16 protein-coding genes and 3 tRNA genes are annotated in these 21,936 nt (G+C 49.0%); 2 read left to right on the top strand and 17 right to left on the bottom strand.

Features of this window, described 5'->3' with window-relative positions:
• Positions 1 to 21 precede the first annotated feature (21 nt).
• The 5 genes from CUS_RS10920 to CUS_RS10900 form a co-directional block, all read right to left on the bottom strand.
• On the bottom strand, positions 22 to 612 hold the full coding sequence (locus CUS_RS10920) for a signal peptidase I (protein ID WP_002850690.1): 591 nt from the start codon (positions 610 to 612) through the stop codon (positions 22 to 24).
• A 412-nt stretch (positions 613 to 1,024) separates the two neighbouring features.
• On the bottom strand, positions 1,025 to 2,155 hold the full coding sequence (locus tag CUS_RS10915; RefSeq protein WP_002850667.1) for an SLC13 family permease: 1,131 nt from the start codon (positions 2,153 to 2,155) through the stop codon (positions 1,025 to 1,027).
• Positions 2,156 to 2,215: 60 nt separating this feature from the next.
• Positions 2,216 to 2,300 (bottom strand) — tRNA-Tyr (locus CUS_RS10910).
• Between the two features lie 35 nt (positions 2,301 to 2,335).
• Positions 2,336 to 2,411, bottom strand: a tRNA-Thr gene (locus CUS_RS10905).
• A gap of 198 nt (positions 2,412 to 2,609) precedes the next feature.
• Positions 2,610 to 2,683: transfer RNA gene (locus CUS_RS10900), tRNA-Pro, on the bottom strand.
• 233 nt (positions 2,684 to 2,916) lie between these two features.
• On the opposite strand from CUS_RS10900, the gene CUS_RS10895 reads away from it, so the two are divergent.
• Together CUS_RS10895 and CUS_RS10890 are read left to right on the top strand one after the other, a co-directional pair.
• Positions 2,917 to 4,869 (top strand): alpha-glucuronidase, encoded by a 1,953-nt coding sequence (locus CUS_RS10895; protein WP_002850675.1) that lies wholly within the window; start codon positions 2,917 to 2,919, stop codon positions 4,867 to 4,869.
• A 23-nt stretch (positions 4,870 to 4,892) separates the two neighbouring features.
• Positions 4,893 to 6,725, top strand: a complete 1,833-nt coding sequence (locus CUS_RS10890) for a sialate O-acetylesterase (RefSeq protein WP_002850649.1) — start codon at positions 4,893 to 4,895, stop codon at positions 6,723 to 6,725.
• 282 nt (positions 6,726 to 7,007) lie between these two features.
• Here CUS_RS10890 and CUS_RS10880 read toward each other — a convergent pair whose 3' ends face one another.
• From CUS_RS10880 to CUS_RS10825, 12 genes are all read right to left on the bottom strand, one after another.
• Positions 7,008 to 8,093: a sugar kinase gene (locus tag CUS_RS10880; RefSeq protein ID WP_002850477.1), complete on the bottom strand. Its 1,086-nt coding sequence runs from the start codon at positions 8,091 to 8,093 to the stop codon at positions 7,008 to 7,010.
• 69 nt (positions 8,094 to 8,162) lie between these two features.
• On the bottom strand, positions 8,163 to 9,557 hold the full coding sequence (gene uxaC / locus CUS_RS10875; RefSeq protein ID WP_002850663.1) for a glucuronate isomerase: 1,395 nt from the start codon (positions 9,555 to 9,557) through the stop codon (positions 8,163 to 8,165).
• 604 nt (positions 9,558 to 10,161) lie between these two features.
• The gene (locus CUS_RS10870) at positions 10,162 to 11,640 is read right to left on the bottom strand and encodes a UxaA family hydrolase (RefSeq protein WP_002850516.1); all 1,479 of its coding nucleotides are present in this window, start codon (positions 11,638 to 11,640) and stop codon (positions 10,162 to 10,164) included.
• 1 nt (position 11,641) lies between these two features.
• Positions 11,642 to 13,078: a tagaturonate reductase gene (locus CUS_RS10865; protein WP_002850730.1), complete on the bottom strand. Its 1,437-nt coding sequence runs from the start codon at positions 13,076 to 13,078 to the stop codon at positions 11,642 to 11,644.
• A gap of 220 nt (positions 13,079 to 13,298) precedes the next feature.
• Entirely contained in the window at positions 13,299 to 14,408 is a 1,110-nt protein-coding gene (locus CUS_RS10860; protein ID WP_002850528.1) for an ABC transporter ATP-binding protein, read from the bottom strand.
• A 448-nt stretch (positions 14,409 to 14,856) separates the two neighbouring features.
• Positions 14,857 to 15,693, bottom strand: coding sequence for a 5-dehydro-4-deoxy-D-glucuronate isomerase (gene kduI / locus CUS_RS10855; RefSeq protein ID WP_002850629.1), 837 nt, complete (start codon positions 15,691 to 15,693; stop codon positions 14,857 to 14,859).
• An 18-nt stretch (positions 15,694 to 15,711) separates the two neighbouring features.
• The gene (locus CUS_RS10850) at positions 15,712 to 16,548 is read right to left on the bottom strand and encodes a sugar phosphate isomerase/epimerase family protein (protein WP_002850411.1); all 837 of its coding nucleotides are present in this window, start codon (positions 16,546 to 16,548) and stop codon (positions 15,712 to 15,714) included.
• Entirely contained in the window at positions 16,545 to 17,576 is a 1,032-nt protein-coding gene (locus CUS_RS10845) for a sugar kinase (RefSeq protein ID WP_002850732.1), read from the bottom strand. The genes CUS_RS10850 and CUS_RS10845 overlap by 4 nt, the downstream gene beginning before the upstream one ends.
• A gap of 21 nt (positions 17,577 to 17,597) precedes the next feature.
• Positions 17,598 to 18,569, bottom strand: coding sequence for a bifunctional 4-hydroxy-2-oxoglutarate aldolase/2-dehydro-3-deoxy-phosphogluconate aldolase (locus CUS_RS10840; RefSeq protein WP_002850438.1), 972 nt, complete (start codon positions 18,567 to 18,569; stop codon positions 17,598 to 17,600).
• Positions 18,570 to 18,590: 21 nt separating this feature from the next.
• Positions 18,591 to 19,346 carry a 2-dehydro-3-deoxy-D-gluconate 5-dehydrogenase KduD gene (gene kduD / locus CUS_RS10835; RefSeq protein WP_002850661.1) on the bottom strand — a complete coding sequence of 252 codons (756 nt, stop codon included), beginning with the start codon at positions 19,344 to 19,346 and terminating at the stop codon, positions 18,591 to 18,593.
• A gap of 111 nt (positions 19,347 to 19,457) precedes the next feature.
• Positions 19,458 to 20,456, bottom strand: a complete 999-nt coding sequence (locus tag CUS_RS10830) for an AEC family transporter (protein WP_002850484.1) — start codon at positions 20,454 to 20,456, stop codon at positions 19,458 to 19,460.
• A 2-nt stretch (positions 20,457 to 20,458) separates the two neighbouring features.
• A complete protein-coding gene (locus CUS_RS10825; RefSeq protein ID WP_002850522.1) occupies positions 20,459 to 21,856 on the bottom strand; it encodes a glucosidase in 1,398 nt (465 codons plus the stop codon).
• Between the last annotated feature and the right edge of the window lie 80 nt (positions 21,857 to 21,936).

Genomic DNA, 21,936 nt, shown 5'->3' with positions numbered 1-21,936 from the left:
TTTTCATCCTTTCATAATAATTTATTTGGTCTGCGCCTTGTCATCAGCCGTTTCATTTTCGGCAGGTGCAAGGTAAATACCCATAAGTTTAAAGAATATCAGCACCAGAACTGCCAGCGGTACTACAAAATACCACCTAAGCTGTACGAACCTGACCACATAGCCAAGTTTCGGTATGCCCAGCTTCACTGCGCCGATGACCCTTGACTCGTCTATCAGGAACGAGTCTTCACTGTCATTCGCATCACCCTTTGTCTTGAAGCAGGTCACGCCTGTACCCTCATAGTCGGTCATCTTTTCGGTGACTCGGTGGGTAAGGTAGGCTTCACTGCCCGATGACGGGTTGAAAGTTATGACATCGCCGACAGATATTTCATCGGCATTTTCTATCTTTACGAATACCATATCTCCCACATGATGGGTGGGTTCCATCGACGGCGTGAGTATCGTGTAATAACGGTATCCGAAAATAGACTTGTTCGGGCTTTTTGATGCCGCAAACAGCAATGCGGCAATTATTATGCCTGCCGCCAGCAGATATATAAACACCGTCCGCAAAATGCCGAGCATCGCTAAGCTCTTGCTCTTCGGCGGTTCGTGATTTGTTTCCATATTATTCTCCTTACTTCTAAAGGCTATCATTCAATTATTTATTAATAATTATAGCATTTCAGTTTATCTATGTCAAGCATTTAACTAAACCACATTTCTTTTAGAATTTTATACCAGTAGCAAATATTACCATTGTCATAACCAACAGTCAAAGCCTAATACGGCCGCGAAAACAAGGCGTTTCAGCGACATTTTGCAGTCAAATCTCAAATAACATTTCTGGTTATAAATATGAATTTATTCGCACTCAGCCGTTTTTTTGTGAACGTACTATTAATTTCTTAAATGTTAAATCGTGTACTTGCATAAAAACAAATGCAATAAATTCATGCAATTTTACGGAATTATTTCCGTTTTGGAAACAAAAAAGCAGACCCGCCGAACAGGTCTGCCTATACCTTTATATAATATATCACATTTCCCACCCAGAGAGAAGAAAACCGGGTATTACCACCAGCAGGAAGAACGCCCAGCTGATAAGTGTGAACACCTTGATGAAATCTCTGCCCTTATCGGGATATTCGCGCACGTAGATGCGGTAATTAATCACCGATGCCAGCGAACCGATAAGCGAGCACAGCCCAGCAGTGTCCGCACCGTAGATAAGTCCCGCGTGGCTGTCGGCAAACGGATAAAGCACTATCGAAGCGGGAACGTTCGATATCAGCTGACTAAGCCCTATAGCCCACCAATACTCACTTCCGCCGACAGCCGCATCAAGAAAACGTGCTATGCCGGCATTCGCCGCGATAGAAGACGAAAACACGAAGAAGAACAGGAACGTGAATATCAGCACATAGTCAACTTTAAGGAACAGCTTTCTGTCAGCCGCAAGTATCGCGCAAACGACTATTGCCACAGCCGCCCACCAGTAGGCTGTTCTGCTGACTATGGTGAATATCACTATACCGAACAGCACCAGATAAAACACACGTTTGCTGCCAGCTTTTTCGCCCAGCCGAGAGTGGTCGAACTCTATCTCCTCGTGCAGACCTTTTCGGTAAAGCACCAGCACGAAGACCGTCAGCAGCAAAGCTGAACCTGCGCAAAGCGGCAGCATGTGCAGCATGAAGCGTCCTGCGCTTATGCCGAACCTGCTGTACAGGAACAAATTCTGCGGACTGCCGAAGGGTGTCAGCAATGAACCTCTTATCGCCGCGATATTTTCAAGCGTGATAACGGGCAGAATGTATTTTTCCTTACCGCCGCCGCGAAATGTGAATATCGTAAGCGGTACAAATATCATCAGTGACACATCGTTAGTGACGAACATTGAGGAAAAAAACACGCCAAATATGTAAAAAAGCGAAAGTCCTGTCATAGTCTTAGCTCTGAGCGACAGTTTCACCAGCGGGTCGAGAACATTCTCCTGCTTGAAGCCTTCCAGCACGCAAAGCATCATCAGCAGTGTGCCGAGAGTCCGCCAGTCTATGGCTTTCAGGAGTGTGCCGCTTGGCGGAGTTATGAACATTGCCGCCACAGCCGCCAATGCGGACACAGTCAGCATCGGCTCACGTTTTAAAAATCTCAAAGCCCTATCCAAAAGGATACCTCCGTAATTTAAGCAAAATAATAGCTCCACAGCCTAAGCTATGGAGCTAAATGGTGGGAGAAGATGGATTCGAACCATCGAAGCTAGTAGCAACAGATTTACAGTCTGCCCCCTTTGGCCGCTCGGGAATTCTCCCATTATTCACCCGGAATACTTCCCGAATGAATTTGCTGGAGCTGGTGGACGGACTCGAACCCCCGACCTGCTGATTACAAATCAGCTGCACTACCAACTGTGCTACACCAGCTAATTGACTTTAGCGGTAATTCCGATGTGTTTTTTGTTTTCGTCATCTCCCTGACGACTTAATCATTATACCACATTTTCTTTCGCTTGTCAAGCGCTTTTTTTAATGTTTTCAAATTATTCACATTTGTTTTTTCTTCACCAACGAACTTCTCCCGAAGCCGTGAAGAACAACTTTGCGAACCTGCTGAAAACAAAGTCGAGACGACAGGATTCGAACCTGCGGCATCTTGCTCCCAAAGCAAGCACTCTACCAAACTGAGTTACGTCTCGATGATGTCATCTCTCGTCAGACAGCTTTAATATTATATCATCTTCAGAGCGAAATGTCAAGAGCTTTTTGTGATTTTTTCAAAATGTTCACATTTTTATTTTCCTTATCAAATAATGGGCTAAAGTTCGCAATAAATGTATTGCTTTACTGCCACTTTTAGGAATATAATATTGTTAAGCGTTATTTTACAATTTGCACATTTTTGCATACGGTAAATGAAAGAAGGATATATATGGTATTTTCAAAACTCTGGCTGAACTACAAAAAACTCGATGATACGCGCAAAAGGATACTTATAAGCTGTGAACATTCGCTGAAAGAGTCGGCGGCATTTGAAGAATTGCAGACTGCCATGAAAGCCATGCTTCCCGAAGCCATTGTGCTGTGGAAGAGCGAGGTGTTCGATGATGACTCCTACCTTATCGTGCTGGGCATACACCCCGAACTCGACCGTGAGGAATACACGATAGCCGCTTCGCTGAACATAACAGAGATATGCGGCGGCAGTGAAGCGGGTCTGCTTTACGGCGTTTTCGAGTTTCTTAAGCGCACCGCCCTTGCGGGGGGATTTATCGGTTTCAATGCGCAGGCAAAGCCATCTCAGCCATTGCGGATGCTTGACCACTGGGACAACGCTGACGGTTCGATAGAGCGCGGATATTCGGGCAAGTCATTTTTCTTTAAAGACGGCGAACTATTGGTGAACGAGAGGACTGTCATGTATGCCCGCCTGATGGCTTCTGTAGGCATCAACGGGGTAGTTATCAACAATGTGAACGTGCGCGGCAGTGCAAAGCGCCTGCTTACCAAAGACTACGCTGACAGTCTTGAAGAACTGGGCGAACTTTTCGGCAGATACGGGATAAAGCTGTTCATCTGCCCTGATTTTGCCGCTCCGATATCAGTCGGCGGGCTTGACAGCGCCGACCCTCTTGATGAAAGAGTCATAAACTGGTGGAAGGAATGCTGTGCTTCGCTGTTCAGCCGAATACCGAATTTAGGCGGTTTCCTCGTCAAAGCAGACTCGGAAGGTCAGCCGGGACCGTTTGCCTACGGCAGAGATCATGCTGACGGTGCAAATATGCTGGCAAGGGCAGTCGCACCATTCGGCGGACTGGTCATCTGGCGCTGTTTCGTCTACAACTGTGCGCAGGACTGGCGCGACCTCAAGACCGACCGCGCTCGTTCGGGATATGACAACTTCATGCCGCTGGACGGCAGATTTGACGACAACGTTATACTTCAAGTCAAGAACGGTCCAATGGACTTTCAGGTGCGCGAACCTGTACACCCGCTGTTCGGTGCCATGAAGCACACGAAACTGATGGCGGAGTTCCAGCTGGCACAGGAATATACAGGTCAGCAGAAGCACGTATGCTGGCTGGTACCCATGATAAAGGATATACTGGGATTCCACACAAAGCACGACATGCAGGATGATCGTGTCAGCAGGACTGTCTGCGGTGTGGCGGCAGTGGCAAATACTGGTGACGACTTCTGCTGGACGGGCAGTGAACTTGCCGCCGCAAACCTCTACGGCTACGGCAGACTGCTGTTCAACGAAGACACTGACCTTGACGAACTGGCTGAGGAGTGGGCACAGCTGACTTTCGGTGATGATGAACAGGTCATATCAGCAGTCAGCGAGATACTGAAAGGTTCTCACAAAGCCTACGAGGACTACACTGTTCCGCTGGGGCTGGGCTGGATGTGCAAGCCCAACCATCACTACGGTCCCGACCCGTGGGGCTATGAATTTGACCGCTGGGGCACCTACAACCGCGCTGACCGCAATGGTATCGGCGTTGACAGGTCGCCCGCAGGCACAGGATATTCGGCGCAGTACGCACCTGAATGGGCAGAAGTTTACGGCGATATAGACCGATGCCCCGATGACCTGCTGCTGTTCTTCCACCGCGTACCCTATACACACAAACTGCGCGGCGGCAAGACTGTGATACAGCACATATATGACGCACATTTCGAGGGTTATGAGCAGGCTGAACATTTTGCGGCGCTGTGGGCTTCGCTCAAAGGCAGAGTGGACGAACGCACTTTCAAAAATGTCAGCGAACGCTTTGAAGAACAGCTGAACTGTGCGAAGGAATGGCGGGACATCATCAACACGTTCTTCCACCGTCTTTCGGGCATTGACGATAAGCAGGGGCGAAAGATATACAACTGATCACCGATAAGGAGCAAAGGAATATGATAAAATTCAAGGCAGATGACATTTTTTCTGACGGCATGATACTACAGCGAGATGCCGAAAACTTCATCACAGGTGACGGTGAGGGCACTGTCACACTGACGCTTGAACGCGATGACAGGATATGCGGTCGTTCGCGCATAGCCGCTGACGGCAGGTGGCGCATAGCCGTCCCCGCAGGTGAGGCTGACTGCCTGCCATACACTATTAATATCCGATGCGGCAGTCTTATGCTGGTAATAAGCGATGTATATTTCGGTGATGTCTTCCACATCACGGGTCAGTCGAATATGGAACTTCCCCTCAGCCGCACTTACTCGCCTTTTGTGGGCGAAGTGCCTGTTCCCGAAGAAGAACTTATACGCGAATACCGCGTGCCGATAAAGCTATGCTTTGAAGCGGGCAAGGAGGCGAACAGGTTCGAGGGCGGAAAATGGGTACGCGCCTGTGATGACAAAGACCTTGAAATGAGTGCCGCAGGCTACTATTTCGCGAAGAAGCTGTTTAAGCAGATAGGTGTACCCATCGGGCTTGTGAACACCTCTGCGGGCGGTTCGCCCATTGAGGGCAGACTGCCCGCAGAAGTCATACGAGAGTTCCCCGAACTCGATGCTGTGACCGACCGCGTGACGGCTGAAAACTTCATGGAAAACACCGAAAAAGAGGGCGCAGAAAACGAACGCGAGTGGGACGATATCATTAAGAAGAATGACCACATAGGCACAAGCATAATAAGGGGCGAATATCCTGCCGATGCACTATCCTGCACTGTGCCCATGCGGGTCAACGACCTGCCCGACCTTGACGGGTTCTGCGGCAGGATATGGTTCTGGCGAACCTTTGAAGTACCCGATGATGCTGACCTCACAGGACCTATGCTGATACTAGGCACGCTTGTTGACGGCGATACTGCTTACATCAACGGCAAAAAAGTCGGAAGTACAGGCTACCTCTACCCGCCGCGCTATTACCCCATACCAAAGGGTCTGCTGAAAATTGGCGAGAACCGCGTTGCTGTCGCACTGGACATAAACGCTTCAAACGGCGGATTCACTGAGGGCAAGCGTTTCTGTGTAAAGCTGGGCGACAACTTCATAGACATAGACGGACAGTGGAACTACACTGTTGCTGTAAAGACTGAAAAACGCAAGCCTGTGGAGTTTCTGCCGGGACTTGAACTGGGCGAGTATGCCTATATGACAGCCCCCGCCTACCGCCTTGCTTTCAAGGGCATGCTGGTATATCAGGGCGAAACGAACGCATGGCAGGCGCAACTCTATGACAAGTTATACAGGCGATTTGTAGAATACTACCGTATGCGGTGCGGCAGTGAGATACCTGTGGTATCGGTACAGCTTCCCAACTGGCAGCCGGGCGGCGAAGGCTGGGTGATGATACGCCAGAAACAGCTGGAATGCTGTGCTATCCCCAACACATCGATGGCTGTCACGCTGGGCATGGGCGAGAATAATGACTTACACCCCATTGACAAGGCATCGGTGGGTGAGGCGCTCTGCGATGCGGTACTGCGCCTTATCTACGGTAAAGGCGATCCGCGCCCACTCAGCCCTGTCAGCATAAAACAGACGAAAAACGGCATACAGCTGGATTTCACCGAAGAAGTCCGTCTGACCGACCATTCCACAGATTATTTTGAAGCACACACCTCAGAGGGCTGGCAGAAAGTCACCGCCGCCGAAAGCGGAAGCGGTATTCTGCTGAACTGCACTTCCGCCGACAAAGTGCGCTACGCATGGCGTCCCGATGCAGACAGACCCTCTGCCAGAGGTGCAAGCGGCAGACTTGTCCCCTGCTTTGAAATGGCTTTGTGACACATTTAAATATGACTATCCCTTTAGCACACCAACTAAATATACGACAAGAACCTTAAGTTCTGTATAGCCGCTGTTTTTGTGGTGTGTCAGCGGGATAACCACATATCTAAATATGACAAAAACGGGTATCCCGCCGTTGGGGTACCCGTTCTTTTTATGTTCACCTTGCCGACTAACAGCAGCATAAAGTGTTCGGCGTATATCTTCACCCAAAAAAAGGACACTCCCGCCGCAGGCAGAAGTGTCCCCAAAAAAGAAGTATTTACCGCGCATGCGCAGTTATCTCTTGATGTCGTAATTCATATCCATGATATTGCGGATAGTTTCCACATCGTCAGTGATGTTGGCATCGCCGTGTATAGTGTGCTTTATGACACTGCTCGCCACTGCAAAATTCACCATATCCATCGGCTTGTAGTTGTGCATCATGGCATATATCAGACCGCTTGCAAAGGCATCGCCGCCTCCGACACGGTCAAGTATCTTGAATGTGAACAGCTTGCTCTCAAAGGTGTGGTCTTCATACCAGAGATAGGCTTTCATGCTGTTCTCACTGCCGCTGTGTACATACCTTACATGACGCGCTATGCACTTTATGTTCGGGTAGCGCTTTACAAACTCCCGAAATATCTCGTCCTGCTCTTCGTAGCTTGGCTGGAGCGGTACGCCGTCTTTCACATCGCCCTTGCTGTGGTCGCTCTCGTCTTTCCAGAGGTGATAGGGTTCGATACCCAGCAATACATCTACATAAGGCAGGCATTCAGTGCAGAAATCGCGCGCTTCTTCCCAGCTCCACAGCGTGCTCCTGAAATTGCCGTCAAAGCTGACGGTAATGCCTTTTTCTTTAGCGACACGCAGACTCCTCCGCAGAAGTTCCATGCAGCTTGGCGAAAGTGCGGGCGTTATACCGCTGAGGTGCAGCCATGTGTAGCCGTCCAGCAGGCTGTCAAGGTCAACACTGCTGTAGTCGTATTCAGAAAAAGCGCTGTGCTTACGGTCATAGGTGACCTTGCTGGGACGAATGCCGTAGCCTATCTCCAGATAGTAGCTTCCCATGCGGTGGGTCGGCGTTTCTTCGGGGGTACTTAGTATCATGGGGCTGCAATGCACATCATTCGAGCGCAGCATGCGCACAGCACTCTTGCCCACACTGTTATTGGGTACTACGCTGAAAAAACTGCTGTCAACTCCCAGATTTGCCAGCGCCAGCGCGATATTCGCCTCAGCGCCGCCGTAGCTTGCTTCAAAGCTGGTGGCAGTGCGTATCTTCTCGTAGTTCGGCGGTGTCAGCCTGAGCATTATCTCGCCTATTGTGATAAAGCGGTTCTCACTGTCGCTCTGCAAAAGCGGATTTTTATCTTTCATCGTTAAGTCCTCCTGCTATAAAGAAAGGCTGCGCCCATGACGCAACCTCCCTTTGGTAGAAAATAAGGTTTATTTGGAGAAATACCTGATAGCGTTGTTGTAGCAGATATCCTTTACGATATTGCCGACAAGTTCAACTTCGTTGGGGTATTCGCCCTCTTCTATCAGTTCACCGAACATGTTGCAGAGGATCCTTCTGAAATACTCGTGTCTTGTATAAGACAGGAAACTTCTGCTGTCTGTCAGCATACCTACGAACTTGGATACCAGACCCAGCTGAGAAAGTGCGGTAAGCTGCTTCTCCATGCCGTCCTTCTGGTCATTGAACCACCATGCAGAACCGAACTGCATCTTTCCTACTATGCCGCCCTGCTGGAAGCAGTTCATGATAGTAGCCAGTACTTCGTTATCGCGTGGGTTCAGACAGTAGAGAATGGTCTTTGGCAGTTCATCGGTGCTGTCAAGAGTATCCAGCAGCATAGCCAGCTTCTTTGCGAAAGTCTGGTCTTCGATGGCATCAAAGCCTGTATCGGGACCAAGCAGACCCATGTATCTTCTGGAGTTGTTTCTCAGTGCGCCGATGTGGTACTGCTGTACCCAGTGCAGTCTTGCATACTGCTTGCCCAGATGTACCAGAACATAGCCCTTGTACTGCTCTATCTCATCAGAGGTCAGCTCGTTGCCGTTCAGTGCCTTCTTTACGATATAGTCAACTATATCGCGCTCTGCGGGCTTGAACATAACAACATCGAGCGCATGGTCGGAGCAAACGCAGCCAACACTGTCGAAGTACTCTATCCTCTTGGTCAGTGCTTCGCACAGGCTGTCGATGCCGTTTATCTCAACGCCCGATACCTCAGCCAGCTTAGCGATGTAAGGAACGTAGGTAGGCAGTTCGATATTGATAGCCTTGTCCGGTCTGAAAGCGGGATAAACTTCAACATCGAAGTCGCCGTCAGCCTTCAGCTGCTTGTGGAAATGCAGGTCATCTATGGGGTCATCGGTGGTGAACAGCTTCTTTACGTTGCTGTCAGCGATGAGTTTTCTTGCAGTCAGTGTCTTGAGCTTTTCGTTGCACTTATTGAAGATGTCCTCAGCAGTCTTAGGCGAAAGGATATCATTGATACCGAAATATCTTCTCAGTTCGAGGTGAGTCCAGTGATAGATGGGGTTGCCGATGGCATAAGGCATAACTTCCGCATACTTCATGAACTTCTCGAAGTCGCTCTTATCGCCTGTTATGTAGCTTTCATCGATGCCCATTTCGCGCATCAATCTCCACTTGTAGTGGTCGCCGCCCAGCCAGCACTCGGTTATCGAACTGAACTGCTTATCGTTATAGATCTCTTCAATGCTCAGGTGGCAGTGGAAGTCGAATATCGGCATATCCTCAGCATACTGATGATAAAGCACCTTAGCGGTGTCATTTTTAAGGACAAAGTCCTTATCCATAAACTCTTTCATGGTCTACTCCTTTATATAGTTTTAAACATTAAGACTTGAATACTGTTGAAAACTTGACAACGGCATCAAGTATATTATACATCACTGATGCAGGACTGTCAAACATAAAACTGCCCGCATAGCCTTGCATTTTCACATCATACGGAACGCACCCGCGCTCCACACAAGCATTCCACGCCCACACTACCGCACCCGCTCACCGTTCTTATCAGATGGACTGCGCCACGACCGCCGAAAGCGCTACGCTGTTCGGCTGGAACACGCGGTCAATTCGTCACCCGCACATGGGGAGTGCTTTTCGCGGGATTTGAGTACGCGCTTTTCTTAGCGAATTGCCCGCGTGTTTTGGTCGGAAAATATACTGTTCTTATCCTTCTTGCAGGTGGTCATTTTGCCGTACTCTTATTGTTTGTTTTGCATTTTGGATTTGTGCTTCGGTGATTGAGGGCTCTGCCCTCAAACTCCCGCAAGCCTGCTGGCGCGAGGCTTGACCGCGCGCTTTAACTCGCGCACAGCTTGTTGTGCTTACTCCGCTTTGCCGGCGGCAAAGTTTCGCAAAAACGGCATACTCAAATGCCTGCCAATAATTATGAATTATGAATTATCAAAGCGTTACTCCTGTCTTGAATATCGCTATATCCCTCGAATCATAACGCTCGTTCACAGTCTGCTTGCCGCTGGCTGTTTCTGCGATAAGGTCTATCAGCGCTTCAAGTCTGCTCTCAAAAGTTTCGCCCTCAACTATACTGCCTGCATTGAAGTCTATCCAGTTGGGCTTTCTCGATGCTATATCCGAATTTGTGGATATCTTTATGGTGGGTACAAATCCACCGAAAGGTGTGCCGCGTCCTGTGGTGAACAGCACCATATGACAGCCTGCGCTTGCAAGGTTGGTCACAGCCACCATATCGTTTCCCGGACCATTCAGCAGATTAAGACCGTGTGAGGTAAGTGCATCGCCGTCAAACAGCACATCGCATACCTCGCTCCTGCCCGACTTCTGTGTACAGCCCAGCGACTTATCCTCCAGCGTAGTGATACCGCCTGCCTTATTACCAGGCGATGGGTTCTCATACACAGGCTGGTCATGCTTCTGATAATACTCTTTGAAGCCGTTTATCAGGTGAACTATCTTATCGAAAGTTTCTTCGTCCTTAGCCCTGTCCATCAAAAGCTGTTCAGCGCCGAACATCTCAGGCACTTCTGTAAGAACGGTAGTGCCGCCCACAGCCGCCATATAGTCGGAAAATCTGCCTACCAGCGGGTTGGCGGTTATGCCTGAAAGACCATCGGAACCGCCGCATTTCAGACCTATCTTAAGGCAGGAGATATCTTTTGTGACGCGCTTATCGTTCTTAGCCTTTTCGTAGAGTATTTCCAGCTTAGCCACGCCCTCAGCTATCTCATCGCCAACTTCCTGCGCAACCAGAAATTCAGTGCGCTCCTCATCGTATTCGCCCAGAGTTTCTTTGAAAATATCCATGCGGTTATTTTCACAGCCCAGACCGAATACCAGCACGCCGCCGCAGTTGGGGTGTTTTACCATGCGCTGTAAGATAAGTCTTGTGCGCTCATGGTCATCACCTATCTGCGAACAGCCATAAGGGTGGGTAAAGGTGAAACAGCCGTCAATGCCCTCTGCGTTGGGGTGTCTGCGTTCAAATTCTTTTACGATGGCTTTAGCCTGCGAGTTTACACAGCCAACAGTCGGTATGACCCAGAGTTCGTTGCGTATGCCGACTTCGCCGTTCTTACGCTCGTAGACCTCAACACTGCGCGGCTTGACAGCATCAAGTTCCGCAGCAGCTTTCTTATGGTAGCTGTATTCCAGTGTACCTTCGAGGTTTGTAGCCATATTGTGGGTGTGGACATGTTCGCCCGCACCGATATCGCTCTTTGCCCTGCCGATGACTTCGCCGTACTTGATGACTTTCTCACCTTTTGCGATAGCCCTCAGTGCAAATTTGTGACCTTTTTCAATGTCTTCTTTAAGTATAACGCCCTCAGCGCTCTCGCCTTTTTTAAGAGGTGTCAGCGCCACACCGACCGAGTCGGCAGGCGATATAACGATAGTATTTTTCATATTATTCCCCTAAGAATTTTTTCAGTGCTGCGCGCTCACCAAGTTCGAGTATATCCTTGATGTAGCCCGCTACCTTTTCAGCGTTGCCGTCCTCATCAAGGTTCTGCTGCCAGATGTTCTCTGCTGAGAGAGCCTTCTTTGCTATCTCGATGCAGTCATCATCTTTCCACAGTTCAGCCCAGAACTTCAGGTACTCTTCATCGTCCTTCAGTGCGATATCTTCATCGCCCCTCTTGCCCTTGAAGAATACGCACAGCGATGCGAACGAGAACAGTATATGTTCGGGCGACTTGCCGAACTTTTTGCGGTAATCGTTGTATGTAGGCAGAAGTCTTGTCCTGAACTTTGTGGTAGAATTGAGCGCGATAGACATAAGTTCATGTCTGATGAACGGGTTCATAAATCTTTCGATAACGCTATTTGCGAAAGCGTCCATTTCGTCAGCGGGCAGGTCGATGGTGGGCTTTACCTCGTCATTGACAAGACCCATAACGAACTTGCCGACATCACTGTCGGTAACAGCTTCACGTACAGTGTCGATACCGCTGAGGTATGCAACAGGCACCATAGCGGTGTGCGAACCATTAAGTATCTTTACCTTTCTCTGCTTGTAGGGTGTTATATCATCAGCGAAGATGACATTCAGACCCGACTTGTCAGCAGGCAGTTTTGCCTGAACGAAAGGTTCTTTCTCCAGTACCCACAGGTGGAAAACTTCGCCCTTTACCAGATTTATGTCATTGTAACCTACTTCATTGCAGATCTCCTCTGCCTTGTCCTTCGGGTATCCCGGAACTATCCTGTCCACCAGCGTGCTGGTAAAGTGGTTAGCGCTTGTCAGCCAGCCGATGAACTCCTTGTCATAGCCGTTTATTTCAGCCAGTTCCACAAGTATCCTTTTGAGTTCTCTGCCGTTATAGTCGATAAGTTCGCAGGGAACGATAGCAAGACCCTTGTCCTCAGCACCGTTGAAGTGATCGTATCTTGCCTTGAGGAAAGCCAGCAGTTTGCCCGGATAACTCTTGGGACATACTGTAAAGTCAGTATCGGTAGTATCCAGTGCGATACCTGCCTCTGTGGTGTTTGATACCACTATCTCCAGATCCTCGCTCTTTGCATATTCAAGGAACTTCGCATAGTCATCATAAGGGCATACAAAGTCGCCCAGAACATCTATCATCTGCCTTGACTGTACTTTCTCGCCCTTGTCGATGCCCTCCAGACATACCGTATACAGACCGTCCTGCGATGCCAGTTCCTTGTTTCTGCCCATAGGTGTAGGCTGAACTACCACAACATTCGCGTTGATAACGCCCTTGTTGTTAAGATCCTGCAATATCCAGTCAACAAATGCTCTCAGGAAGTTGCCTTCACCGAACTGCATGACCTTGATGGGTCTTTTCTTGTTTTCAAAATTTGCTCTGTTAAGTTCTTTCATATCAATTCACCTGTCATAGAATTGTCTGCAAGCAGACCGCATAATATGCAAAGCGTCAAATGCAGACTAACGTTCAATCTCCAAACTCAGCGGTCTGACAAATAACTCTGTTTTTCCAGCCGCCCTTTTATACAGATCATTCCTCTCTTTTTAAGGAAATATGTCTTTCCCCGCACTGAGCGGGGAAAAACATATCCGAGAGAAAGGAATGGGGATAGCATTATTTAGTGTTTTTCAGCTTTATGCGCTTTTCGGTTTCCTTATCGAAAAGGTACACACTGCCGTATGGGATAGAGAATTCCAGCGCTGTGTTTATCTCAGGCGACTCGTGCGGATCTACCTTGAGTATGCTGTTGACACCGTAGATATCAACATACACGTTGGTGTTATCGCCCAGCAGTTCTACCAGTTCAACAACGCAGTTCATCTTATAAGCGTTGCCTACTTCATAATTGCTGTTTATCAGGCGCACAGCCTCAGGTCTGAAACCGAACACAACTTCCTTGCCTTCATACTTTTCAAGTACTTCGCTGTCAGCGACATAGCTAAGGTCGATGGGATTGTTGCTGATGTTCAGTATGCCGTTCTCTATGCGGCTCTCTATGAAGTTCATGGGCGGCTCACCTATGAAGCCTGCCACGAACATGTTTGTCGGGTTAAAATAGAGGTCATATGGTGTACCGACCTGCTGAACATAGCCGTCTTTCATAACGACTATCCTGTCAGCCATCGTCATAGCCTCTGTCTGGTCATGAGTTACGTAGATGGTAGTAGCACCTGTTTCGCGGTGTATCTGAGTTATCTCGGAACGCATGGTAACTCTCTGCTTTGCATCGAGGTTCGACAGCGGTTCGTCCATCAGGAAGATATCTACCTTTCTGATTATCGCACGACCAACAGCCACTCTCTGACGCTGACCGCCCGAAAGTTCTCTCGGCAGTCTGTCGAGATAGTCTGTAAGACCAAGTATAGCGGCAGTCGAATTTACTCTCTGCTCTATCACATCATCGTCAACGCCTTGCAGTGTCAGACCGAATGCCAGATTATCATATACAGTCATGTGCGGGTAGAGCGCATAGCTCTGGAAAACCATTGCAACACCGCGTTCACGGGGACCTTTCTCGTTGGCGCGCTGACCATCTATCAGAAAATCGCCCTTACTGATGTTTTCAAGTCCCGCTATCATTCTCAGGGTGGTAGATTTGCCGCAGCCCGAAGAGCCGACAAATACTATAAATTCGCCCTTTTCTATCTGTAAGTTAAAATCGTGTACGGCATGATAGCCGTTGGGATATATCTTGTTGATACCTTTTAAAGTTAAATAAGCCATATGTCAACCCACACTTTTCTCTTTCTCCCGTTTCATCACGGGGGTCAAATTTTACGGACTTCTAAAGCGGTTCATACCTAACGCCGCATTTTTACAGCCGCGCTTTCAGTATACTTCCCTTTTCCGCCGCCCGCCGAAAAACGATGCGCGCCCGAAAGGGGAAGTGCTGTATTGCTCCCCCCGCCTGATATCCGACCCTTTTTTGCACTTGACGGATAACTGCGGGGGACAATACAAAATTCAAAATAAGGAGGTGATATATACCGAGCCCTGCTGAACTTATATCAGCAGAGTTCAGTATATACAGCCTCACAAGAGCAGACACTCAGCCGCGAAACAGCGACCCTTCCCTTGCGGGAGATGTGACCGGGACATTTTGCCGCCCCGCCTGCCGAGCATCTGCTCGTTCAGCTGTATATAGGGTACTTTGGGAAAAGTTATGAAAAAGCTATCTTAAGTCCAGATTGCCTATGGTGTCCATGTCATCATAGGTCTGGTTCTCGCCGCACATGCCCCAGATGAATGTGTAATTCGAGGTAGCAGTACCGCTGTGTATGGACCAGCTTGGGCTGATAACAGCCTGCTCGTTGTGCATAATGATATGTCTTGTTTCCTGAGGCTGACCCATGAAGTGGAATACGATATTATCATCTTCCAGCTCGAAGTAGAAGTAAACTTCCATTCTTCTCTCGTGGGTGTGCGATGGCATTGTGTTCCATGAACTTGTCTTGTCAAGTTCGGTCATACCCATCTGTAAAGCACAGGACTCACATACGTTCGGGTGGATATACTGGTTTACCACACGCTTGTTCATGTTCTCCTCACTGCCGAGAGGTCTGTGATTTGCCTTTTCCTTAGTGATGAAAACGGTAGGGTAGGTCTTGTGGGCGGGGCTGGAGTTTATGTAGAACTTTGCAGGCTTGCTGCCGTCAGCAGAGCGGAAAGATATCTCCTTAGTGCCCATGCCGATATACATGCCGTCCTTATAATCAAGTTCATACTCAGTACCGTCAAGAGTGATAACACCCTTGCCGCCGACATTTATAATGCCCATCTCGCGTCTTTCAAGGAAGTATTCTGTGCCCAGCTCTTTGGTGCTGCCCAGCTTCAGCTCTTCCTTAACGGGCATTGCGCCGCCTGCTATCATTCTGTCCTGATGGGAATATGTAAGCGCTATCTCGTCAGCCACGAACACCTTTTCGATAAGGTAGTTCTTACGAAGTTCTGCGGTATCATAGTGCTTGGAATCATCGGGGTGATTGCTGTATCTTATATCCAGTGTCATGATAGACCTCCTTGTAATTTACATGCGCTCTTTAAGATGCTTTACAGCGGGTGCTATATCATCGCCCGTTGTGCCCTCAAAGACAAGGTTTGCATCGGGGCAGACTTTCTTTATCTCGGCAAGTATGCGCGAGTAGTCGAATATCCCCTGACCCACACCTACCTGCTTGAGCGAACCGTCAGTGTTCACTACGCAGTCCTTGATGTGGAACACGCATATCCTGTCGCCAAAGGTCTGTAGACCCTCAGCAAGGATATCGTACATTTTATCAACATTTGAACCGTCAAGATAATTATACAGGTCAAATATATATCTTATATTGTCACAGCCTATGGTCTTTACTGCCCTGTGAAGCGTCTTCACATCGAAGCAGACATGTCCGAAAGCGCCTTCCATGCCGACTTTGACGCCGTTTTCCTCAGCGCATTCACAAAGTTCTGAAAAAGTCTTCACCACTCTGTTAACGGCTTCTTCGGTGCGGTTGAGCGGGTGGTATATCCACGGCTCACCGTTATAGGAACCTGTTTCGGAACCAACGATGTCACAGCCGAGATCTTTAGCAAGTGCAAGGTGATCTTTAAAGACCGCGATGCCCCTTTCGATCTTCTTTTCATCGGGGTGAACGGGGTTGAAGTAAGCGCCTATCAGCGGAACTTTCTTGCCTGCCGCTTCAAAGGTCTGCCTGAACTTTTCAGCCCTTGCCTTTGTGAGCGAGCCCTGTTCGTATGCAACATCTTCGAGGCACTTGTAGGTCACAAGCTGTACTCCTTCAAGACCGAACTCATTCAGTCTTGATACTATATTTTCCTCACCCTTGACACCTAAGTCATGAGCGCGGATAAATAATTTCATCATCTCTGAACTCTGCCCGAAGCGTCGCCGCCTGCCAGGTTTTCAACTTCAGCGCGGGTAACAAGGTTGAAGTCACCGGGGATAGTGTGCTTAAGTGCAGAAGCTGCAACTGCAAATTCCAGTGCCTGCTTGAAGTCCTTGCCGTCGTTCAGACCGCAGATAAGACCGCCTGCGAAGGAGTCGCCGCCGCCCACACGGTCAACGATGGGGTTAATGTTATACTTTCTGGAGTGATAGAACTCTCTGGTAGCACCGTCCATGATGCAGGCTGACCAGTCGTTGTTGGAAGCAGAGTGGCTCTCTCTCAGTGAAGAGATAACATACTTGAAGCCGAACTTGTCTATCATCTGGTTGAAGATATCAACATAGCCGTTCAGTTCCAGTTCGCCCTTAGTAACATCGGTGTTGCCCGGCTTAAAGCCAAGTACCTTTTCAGCATCTTCCTCATTGCCGATGCAGACATCGACATACTGCATGAGGTTGGTCATGACCTTCTGTGCCTTCTCGGAAGTCCACAGCTTCTTGCGGAAGTTAAGGTCTACCGAAACGGTAACGCCATGCTTCTTGGCAGCCTTAAGAGCTTCTTCTGTCACCTGTGCGGCAAGGTCGGAAACTGCGGGGGTGATGCCTGTGAAATGGAACCAGTCAGCATCCTTGAATATGTCATCGAAGTCAAACTCAGAAGCAGGTGCAGTTGCGATCGAAGAATCTGCTCTGTCATATACAACGTTTGACGCTCTCATGGAAGCACCTGTTTCAAGGAAATAGATGCCCAGTCTTTTGCCGCATCTTGCGATGTGCTTGGTTTCAACGCCGTACTTTCTCAGTGCTGCAACAGCGCTTGCGCCGATGGGGTTATCGGGAACAGCGGTGATGAACTCAGCATCGTGGCCGTAGTTTGCCAGTGATACTGCAACGTTAGCTTCTCCGCCGCCGTAGTTTATATCAAACTGATTTGCCTGTATGAACTTCTCGTTATTTGGGGTAGACAATCTGAGCATTATCTCGCCCATTGTAACTATCTTTGCCATATCTATCCTATCTCCTTTGAATTACTTTTTCTCTACAAGGTGTACTGCGAAGCCGCCGAAATCTTCCTTGAGATAAACGACTGTCATTCTGCCGTCAGCATCGTACTTGGCGGTAGACATATCAGCTTCGATGCCCTGATGTGCCAGCTGATAAACTGCTCTGCGGACACTGTTAGTTCTTACAGCGATGTGACCCTTAGCGCCCTTGAAAGGTGCCTTCATGCACTCAACTGCGCCGCCTGCGAACACACTGCTGTTGCCGTTCTTCTGCTCCCAGCCGAACAGCTTGTCAAACTTGGAGGTAACATCAAGTGCCTCAGACTCGCTGTCGCAGTTGATGCCGATGTGTGCCAGTTCAAAGCCCAGCATCTTGTTTACTGCCGAGCGGCAGAGAGCGGTTATCTCTTCCCACTTGCCGGCCTTTACCAGCTTATCGGGAACTATCCAGCTGCCGCCGCAGCATACTATCTTCTTGAACGCCAGATAAGTGTTCAGATTATTCTCATTTACGCCGCCTGTGGGCATAAACTTCATGGAAGAATAGGGAGCGGAAACAGCCTTGATGTAAGGCAGACCGCCTGCCTGCTCAGCGGGGAAGAACTTAACGAAGTCCAGACCCAGTTCCATAGCCTGCTCTATCTGCGAACCGTTTGCAACGCCCGGTGCGAAAGGAACGCCCTTATCGAGGCAGTGCTGAACTACCTTCGGGTTAAGACCGGGTGCAACGCAGAACTTTGCGCCTGCTTCGATGGCTCTGTCGCACTGCTCGGTGGTGAGTACTGTGCCTGCGCCTACCAGCATATCGGGATAAGCCTTTACCATCTGAGAGATGACTTTATCTGCACCCTCAGCGCGGAAAGTTACCTCAGCGCAGTGTATGCCGCCGTCGTAAAGTGCCTTTGCGAGGTTAACTGCATCGTCTGTATTCTCCAGCTTTATTACGGGCACGATGCCTGTGCATTCAAGCTGTTCCAAAAACTTAGTATTATCCATTTTAGTCGTCCTCCTGATAGCTTATCTTGCCAGCCAGCCGCCGTCTACTGCGAGGGTGAAGCCGTTAACATAATCACTTGCAGATGATGCAAGGAATACTGCTGCGCCCATCAGGTCATCAGGTGTGCCCCATCTGCCTGCGGGTATCCTTTCGAGGATAGCTTCGCTTCTTTCAGCATCAGCGCGGAGTGCCTTAGTGTTGTTGGTAGCCATGTAGCCGGGTGCGATGGCATTTACGTTGATGCCGTACTTAGCCCACTCGTTAGCCATAGTCATTGTTATGCCCTTTACTGCCGACTTACTTGCGGTGTAGCTGGGAACTCTTATGCCGCCCTGATAGGAGAGCATGCTTGCGGTGGAGATGATCTTGCCGCCGCTCTTCTGCTTGATGAACTGCTTTGCAGCAGCCTGCGACAGGAAGAACAGTGTACGGCAGTTTACGTTCATTACCAGATCCCAGTTATCAACTGAGAAGTCGATGCTGTCTTCACGCTTGATAACGCCTGCGTTGTTTACCAGTATATCAAGTCTGCCGAATTTTTCAACAGCTGTATTTATGATATTATCTATCGGATCAAGAGTGGAAAGGTCTGCAACGATGAACTGGAAGTTATCTTCACCGAGCATTTCCTGTGTAGCTGTGCTTTCAACTCTGGAAACGCCGAGCACCTTAGCACCTGCCTCAACAAAAGCCTTAGAGATGCCCTGACCAAGACCTGTGTCGCTGCCTGTTACGATAGCAACTTTGCCCTTTAAGCTGAACATATCAAGTATCATTTTTATTACCTCCGTGTAATTAAGTAAAACAATTAGCTTATTTATATTGTACCGCTGACAGCCCATAAAAGCGATAACCAAACCGTCTGATTTTATGGACGAAACGGACATCTAAAATATTCCGATAATTCTCAGTACGGTGACATAAATGAATATCGTCACGGTACTGACAAGGCTCGTCCAGACTACCAGCTGACCTGCCAACTCGTCATCTGCGCCCATTTCCTTTGCCATTATTGCTGATGCCACTGCTACGGGAGTCGCGAAAACACCCATATATGTAGCGAAATGTTCACCCGAAAGTGACATTGTATTTTTCAGCAATAAAGCTGTGCCAAGACCAATGACGGGAACTGCCACTGTTCTGACCAGTGTGCCGAAAATTATCTCGCGGCGCAGTCTTGAAACGGCAGAGAATTCAAACTTGCCGCCCAGCACTATCAGCGCGAGAGGTGTGCAGATCGACTTTATATTTTCCAGTGTTTTAAACAGCACCGTCACATCGCTCAGGCGGAAAGATATGCCTGTTTTTACAAATATCTCGCGTATGCCAAGCACTGCAAGACCTGTAACTGTGCCGATTATAAGGGGATTTTTTACAACTCCCAGAAATATCTTTTTTATATCGGCTTTCTGCTTTTCTTCATTTCCGTTGAATATCACCAGCGTTATAACGCCCAGGATATTGAAAGTCGGTACACAGAAAGCTGACATCACACCTGCGGCGGCTGCGCCCTTATCTCCGAAAAGCGATGCTGCGAGCGGTATGCCGATTATCGCATAATTTGAACGGAATACCGACTGTATCAGCGAACCGCGCTTTGCGTTGTCTTTTGTGAAAGCACAGCACACTGCTATCGCCGCAAGAAAAAGGATGATCACCGCCCCGATGCCGTACAGCACGAATGCCACATTGACATCTGACAGGCGGTCGATCTTATAGACATTACAGAACAGCATGACGGGCAACAGCACGCGGAAAGTCAGCTTATTGCCCACATCTAAAAAGGGCTTTGTTAACATACCGCGCCGCTTGAGCACATAGCCCAGCACTATCAGGAGCACTATGGGCAGTACCGCCTCAGCTGCGAACAAGAATGCGTCTGTCACTGTCAGAGCCTCGTAGAGGGGTAGAAGTCCTTTAAATAGGCTTCGGTGGCAGCCAGCATCTTATTGAACAGTTCTTTGCCCTGAGCCACTGTCAGGCTGCTGCAGAGGGGCTGGTTTATGAAAGCCTCGAATATCCTGTTGAGGTCGCGCTCTTTTATACCGTAGTAGGTGTTCTCGATATTTATGGCATTTCTGAGAACAAGTGCGTTAACATCGTTAGGCAGCGGCTTTGATGTCACGGGCTTTAAGCTGTTGTGGGCGAACACGCAGTTTGTTTCGACCACCGAGCCGAGAGGCAGCTGAGGCATCTGACCGACATTCACAACGTTGGCGTTGGAAACCTTCGGAGGTATCAGACCCAGCAGTGCTTTCATCAGTTCAACAACTTCTTCATCGCTGTGTGAAACATCTATCTGCTCTTCGCCGTCAGCAATGCGCTGTGACTGTGCTATCTTATCAAGCCTGTCCTGCTTGCGGTATGCAACGGTAGTCAGGTGGAAGAGCCAGCTTTCGGCATCGGCTTTATCCTTTATGTACCAGCTGTTGTTCAGAAATTCTACAAGGTGTCTGTCGCCTGCCGCAGCCAGCACGCCGAAGCGTCTGAACAGATCCATCTTGACCTTATTGCCGTAGCGGAAAGGATTATCGCGGAATTCCTGCGGCTGCGAGCCGACATGCTCACAGTAGCCCTGCTCGTAGAATTTATCGATAAATTCGGGCAGTATCTTCAAAAGATCGGTACCCTTGTAATTTGCTTCGGTTATCCATGTGAAATGGTTCACGCCGCAGGCATCGATGATGATCTCACTGCGGTGTGGGCGGGGAACGCCCATCAGTTCATGGACTGCACAGCTTAAAAATTCCTGTGCGTGGAAGACTTCGTGACAGCAGCCGAATGCTTTTATCTCAGGAAAAACATCGTAGAGTGTTTTCGTGCATGCCGTCATGGGATTGGTGAGATTTATGACCCACGCATCGGGGCAGTGGGCTTTTATCTCGCGTGCAAAGCCCTCGTATATGGGGACTGTGCGCATAGCCCTAAGCACGCCGCCGGGTCCTACGGTATCGCCTACCGACTGGTAGATGCCGTACTCTTCGGGCAGGTGGACATCGCCCTCCATCTCATCGAAAGTACCGGGAAGGATAGAGCAGATGACGAAATCTGCGCCGTCAAGAGCGGTGCCTATTTCGGGATAAACTTTGTAATCCCATTTTGAAATGGTGTTGGGGTGGGCGTTTATGCGCTCACCGATACGGCGGTTGAGTTCTGCGGCGGGCAGGTCTATATCATAGAGTGCTATCTCACCGCTGAGGTCTTCGGCAAGGGCTAAGTCTTTCATGAAAACGCGCGCCCATGCTTTTGAGCCGCCGCCGATATATGCGATCTTAATATTCTTCATAATTACCACTTTATATTTGTATTTCCCTTTATATTTGCATCGTTTCCCCCGCAAATGCGGAGGAAACAACACAAGACAGG

It is taken from the genome of Hominimerdicola alba 8, from assembly GCF_000178155.2.
Taxonomy (GTDB): Bacteria; Bacillota; Clostridia; order Oscillospirales; family Ruminococcaceae; genus Hominimerdicola; species Hominimerdicola alba_C.
The sequence above is the reverse complement of the archived record's forward strand: the minus strand, read 5'-3'. Positions and strand labels throughout refer to the sequence as shown.

Coding starts and splice junctions, on each gene's coding strand:
- CUS_RS10920 (WP_002850690.1), bottom strand. CDS start 612: ATGGAAACAAATCACGAACCGCCGAAGAGCAAGAGCTTAGCGATGCTC.
- CUS_RS10895 (WP_002850675.1), top strand. CDS start 2,917: ATGGTATTTTCAAAACTCTGGCTGAACTACAAAAAACTCGATGATACG.
- CUS_RS10890 (WP_002850649.1), top strand. CDS start 4,893: ATGATAAAATTCAAGGCAGATGACATTTTTTCTGACGGCATGATACTA.
- CUS_RS10880 (WP_002850477.1), bottom strand. CDS start 8,093: ATGAAAGATAAAAATCCGCTTTTGCAGAGCGACAGTGAGAACCGCTTT.
- uxaC (WP_002850663.1), bottom strand. CDS start 9,557: ATGAAAGAGTTTATGGATAAGGACTTTGTCCTTAAAAATGACACCGCT.
- CUS_RS10870 (WP_002850516.1), bottom strand. CDS start 11,640: ATGAAAAATACTATCGTTATATCGCCTGCCGACTCGGTCGGTGTGGCG.
- CUS_RS10865 (WP_002850730.1), bottom strand. CDS start 13,078: ATGAAAGAACTTAACAGAGCAAATTTTGAAAACAAGAAAAGACCCATC.
- CUS_RS10860 (WP_002850528.1), bottom strand. CDS start 14,408: ATGGCTTATTTAACTTTAAAAGGTATCAACAAGATATATCCCAACGGC.
- kduI (WP_002850629.1), bottom strand. CDS start 15,693: ATGACACTGGATATAAGATACAGCAATCACCCCGATGATTCCAAGCAC.
- CUS_RS10850 (WP_002850411.1), bottom strand. CDS start 16,548: ATGATGAAATTATTTATCCGCGCTCATGACTTAGGTGTCAAGGGTGAG.
- CUS_RS10845 (WP_002850732.1), bottom strand. CDS start 17,576: ATGGCAAAGATAGTTACAATGGGCGAGATAATGCTCAGATTGTCTACC.
- CUS_RS10840 (WP_002850438.1), bottom strand. CDS start 18,569: ATGGATAATACTAAGTTTTTGGAACAGCTTGAATGCACAGGCATCGTG.
- kduD (WP_002850661.1), bottom strand. CDS start 19,346: ATGATACTTGATATGTTCAGCTTAAAGGGCAAAGTTGCTATCGTAACA.
- CUS_RS10825 (WP_002850522.1), bottom strand. CDS start 21,856: ATGAAGAATATTAAGATCGCATATATCGGCGGCGGCTCAAAAGCATGG.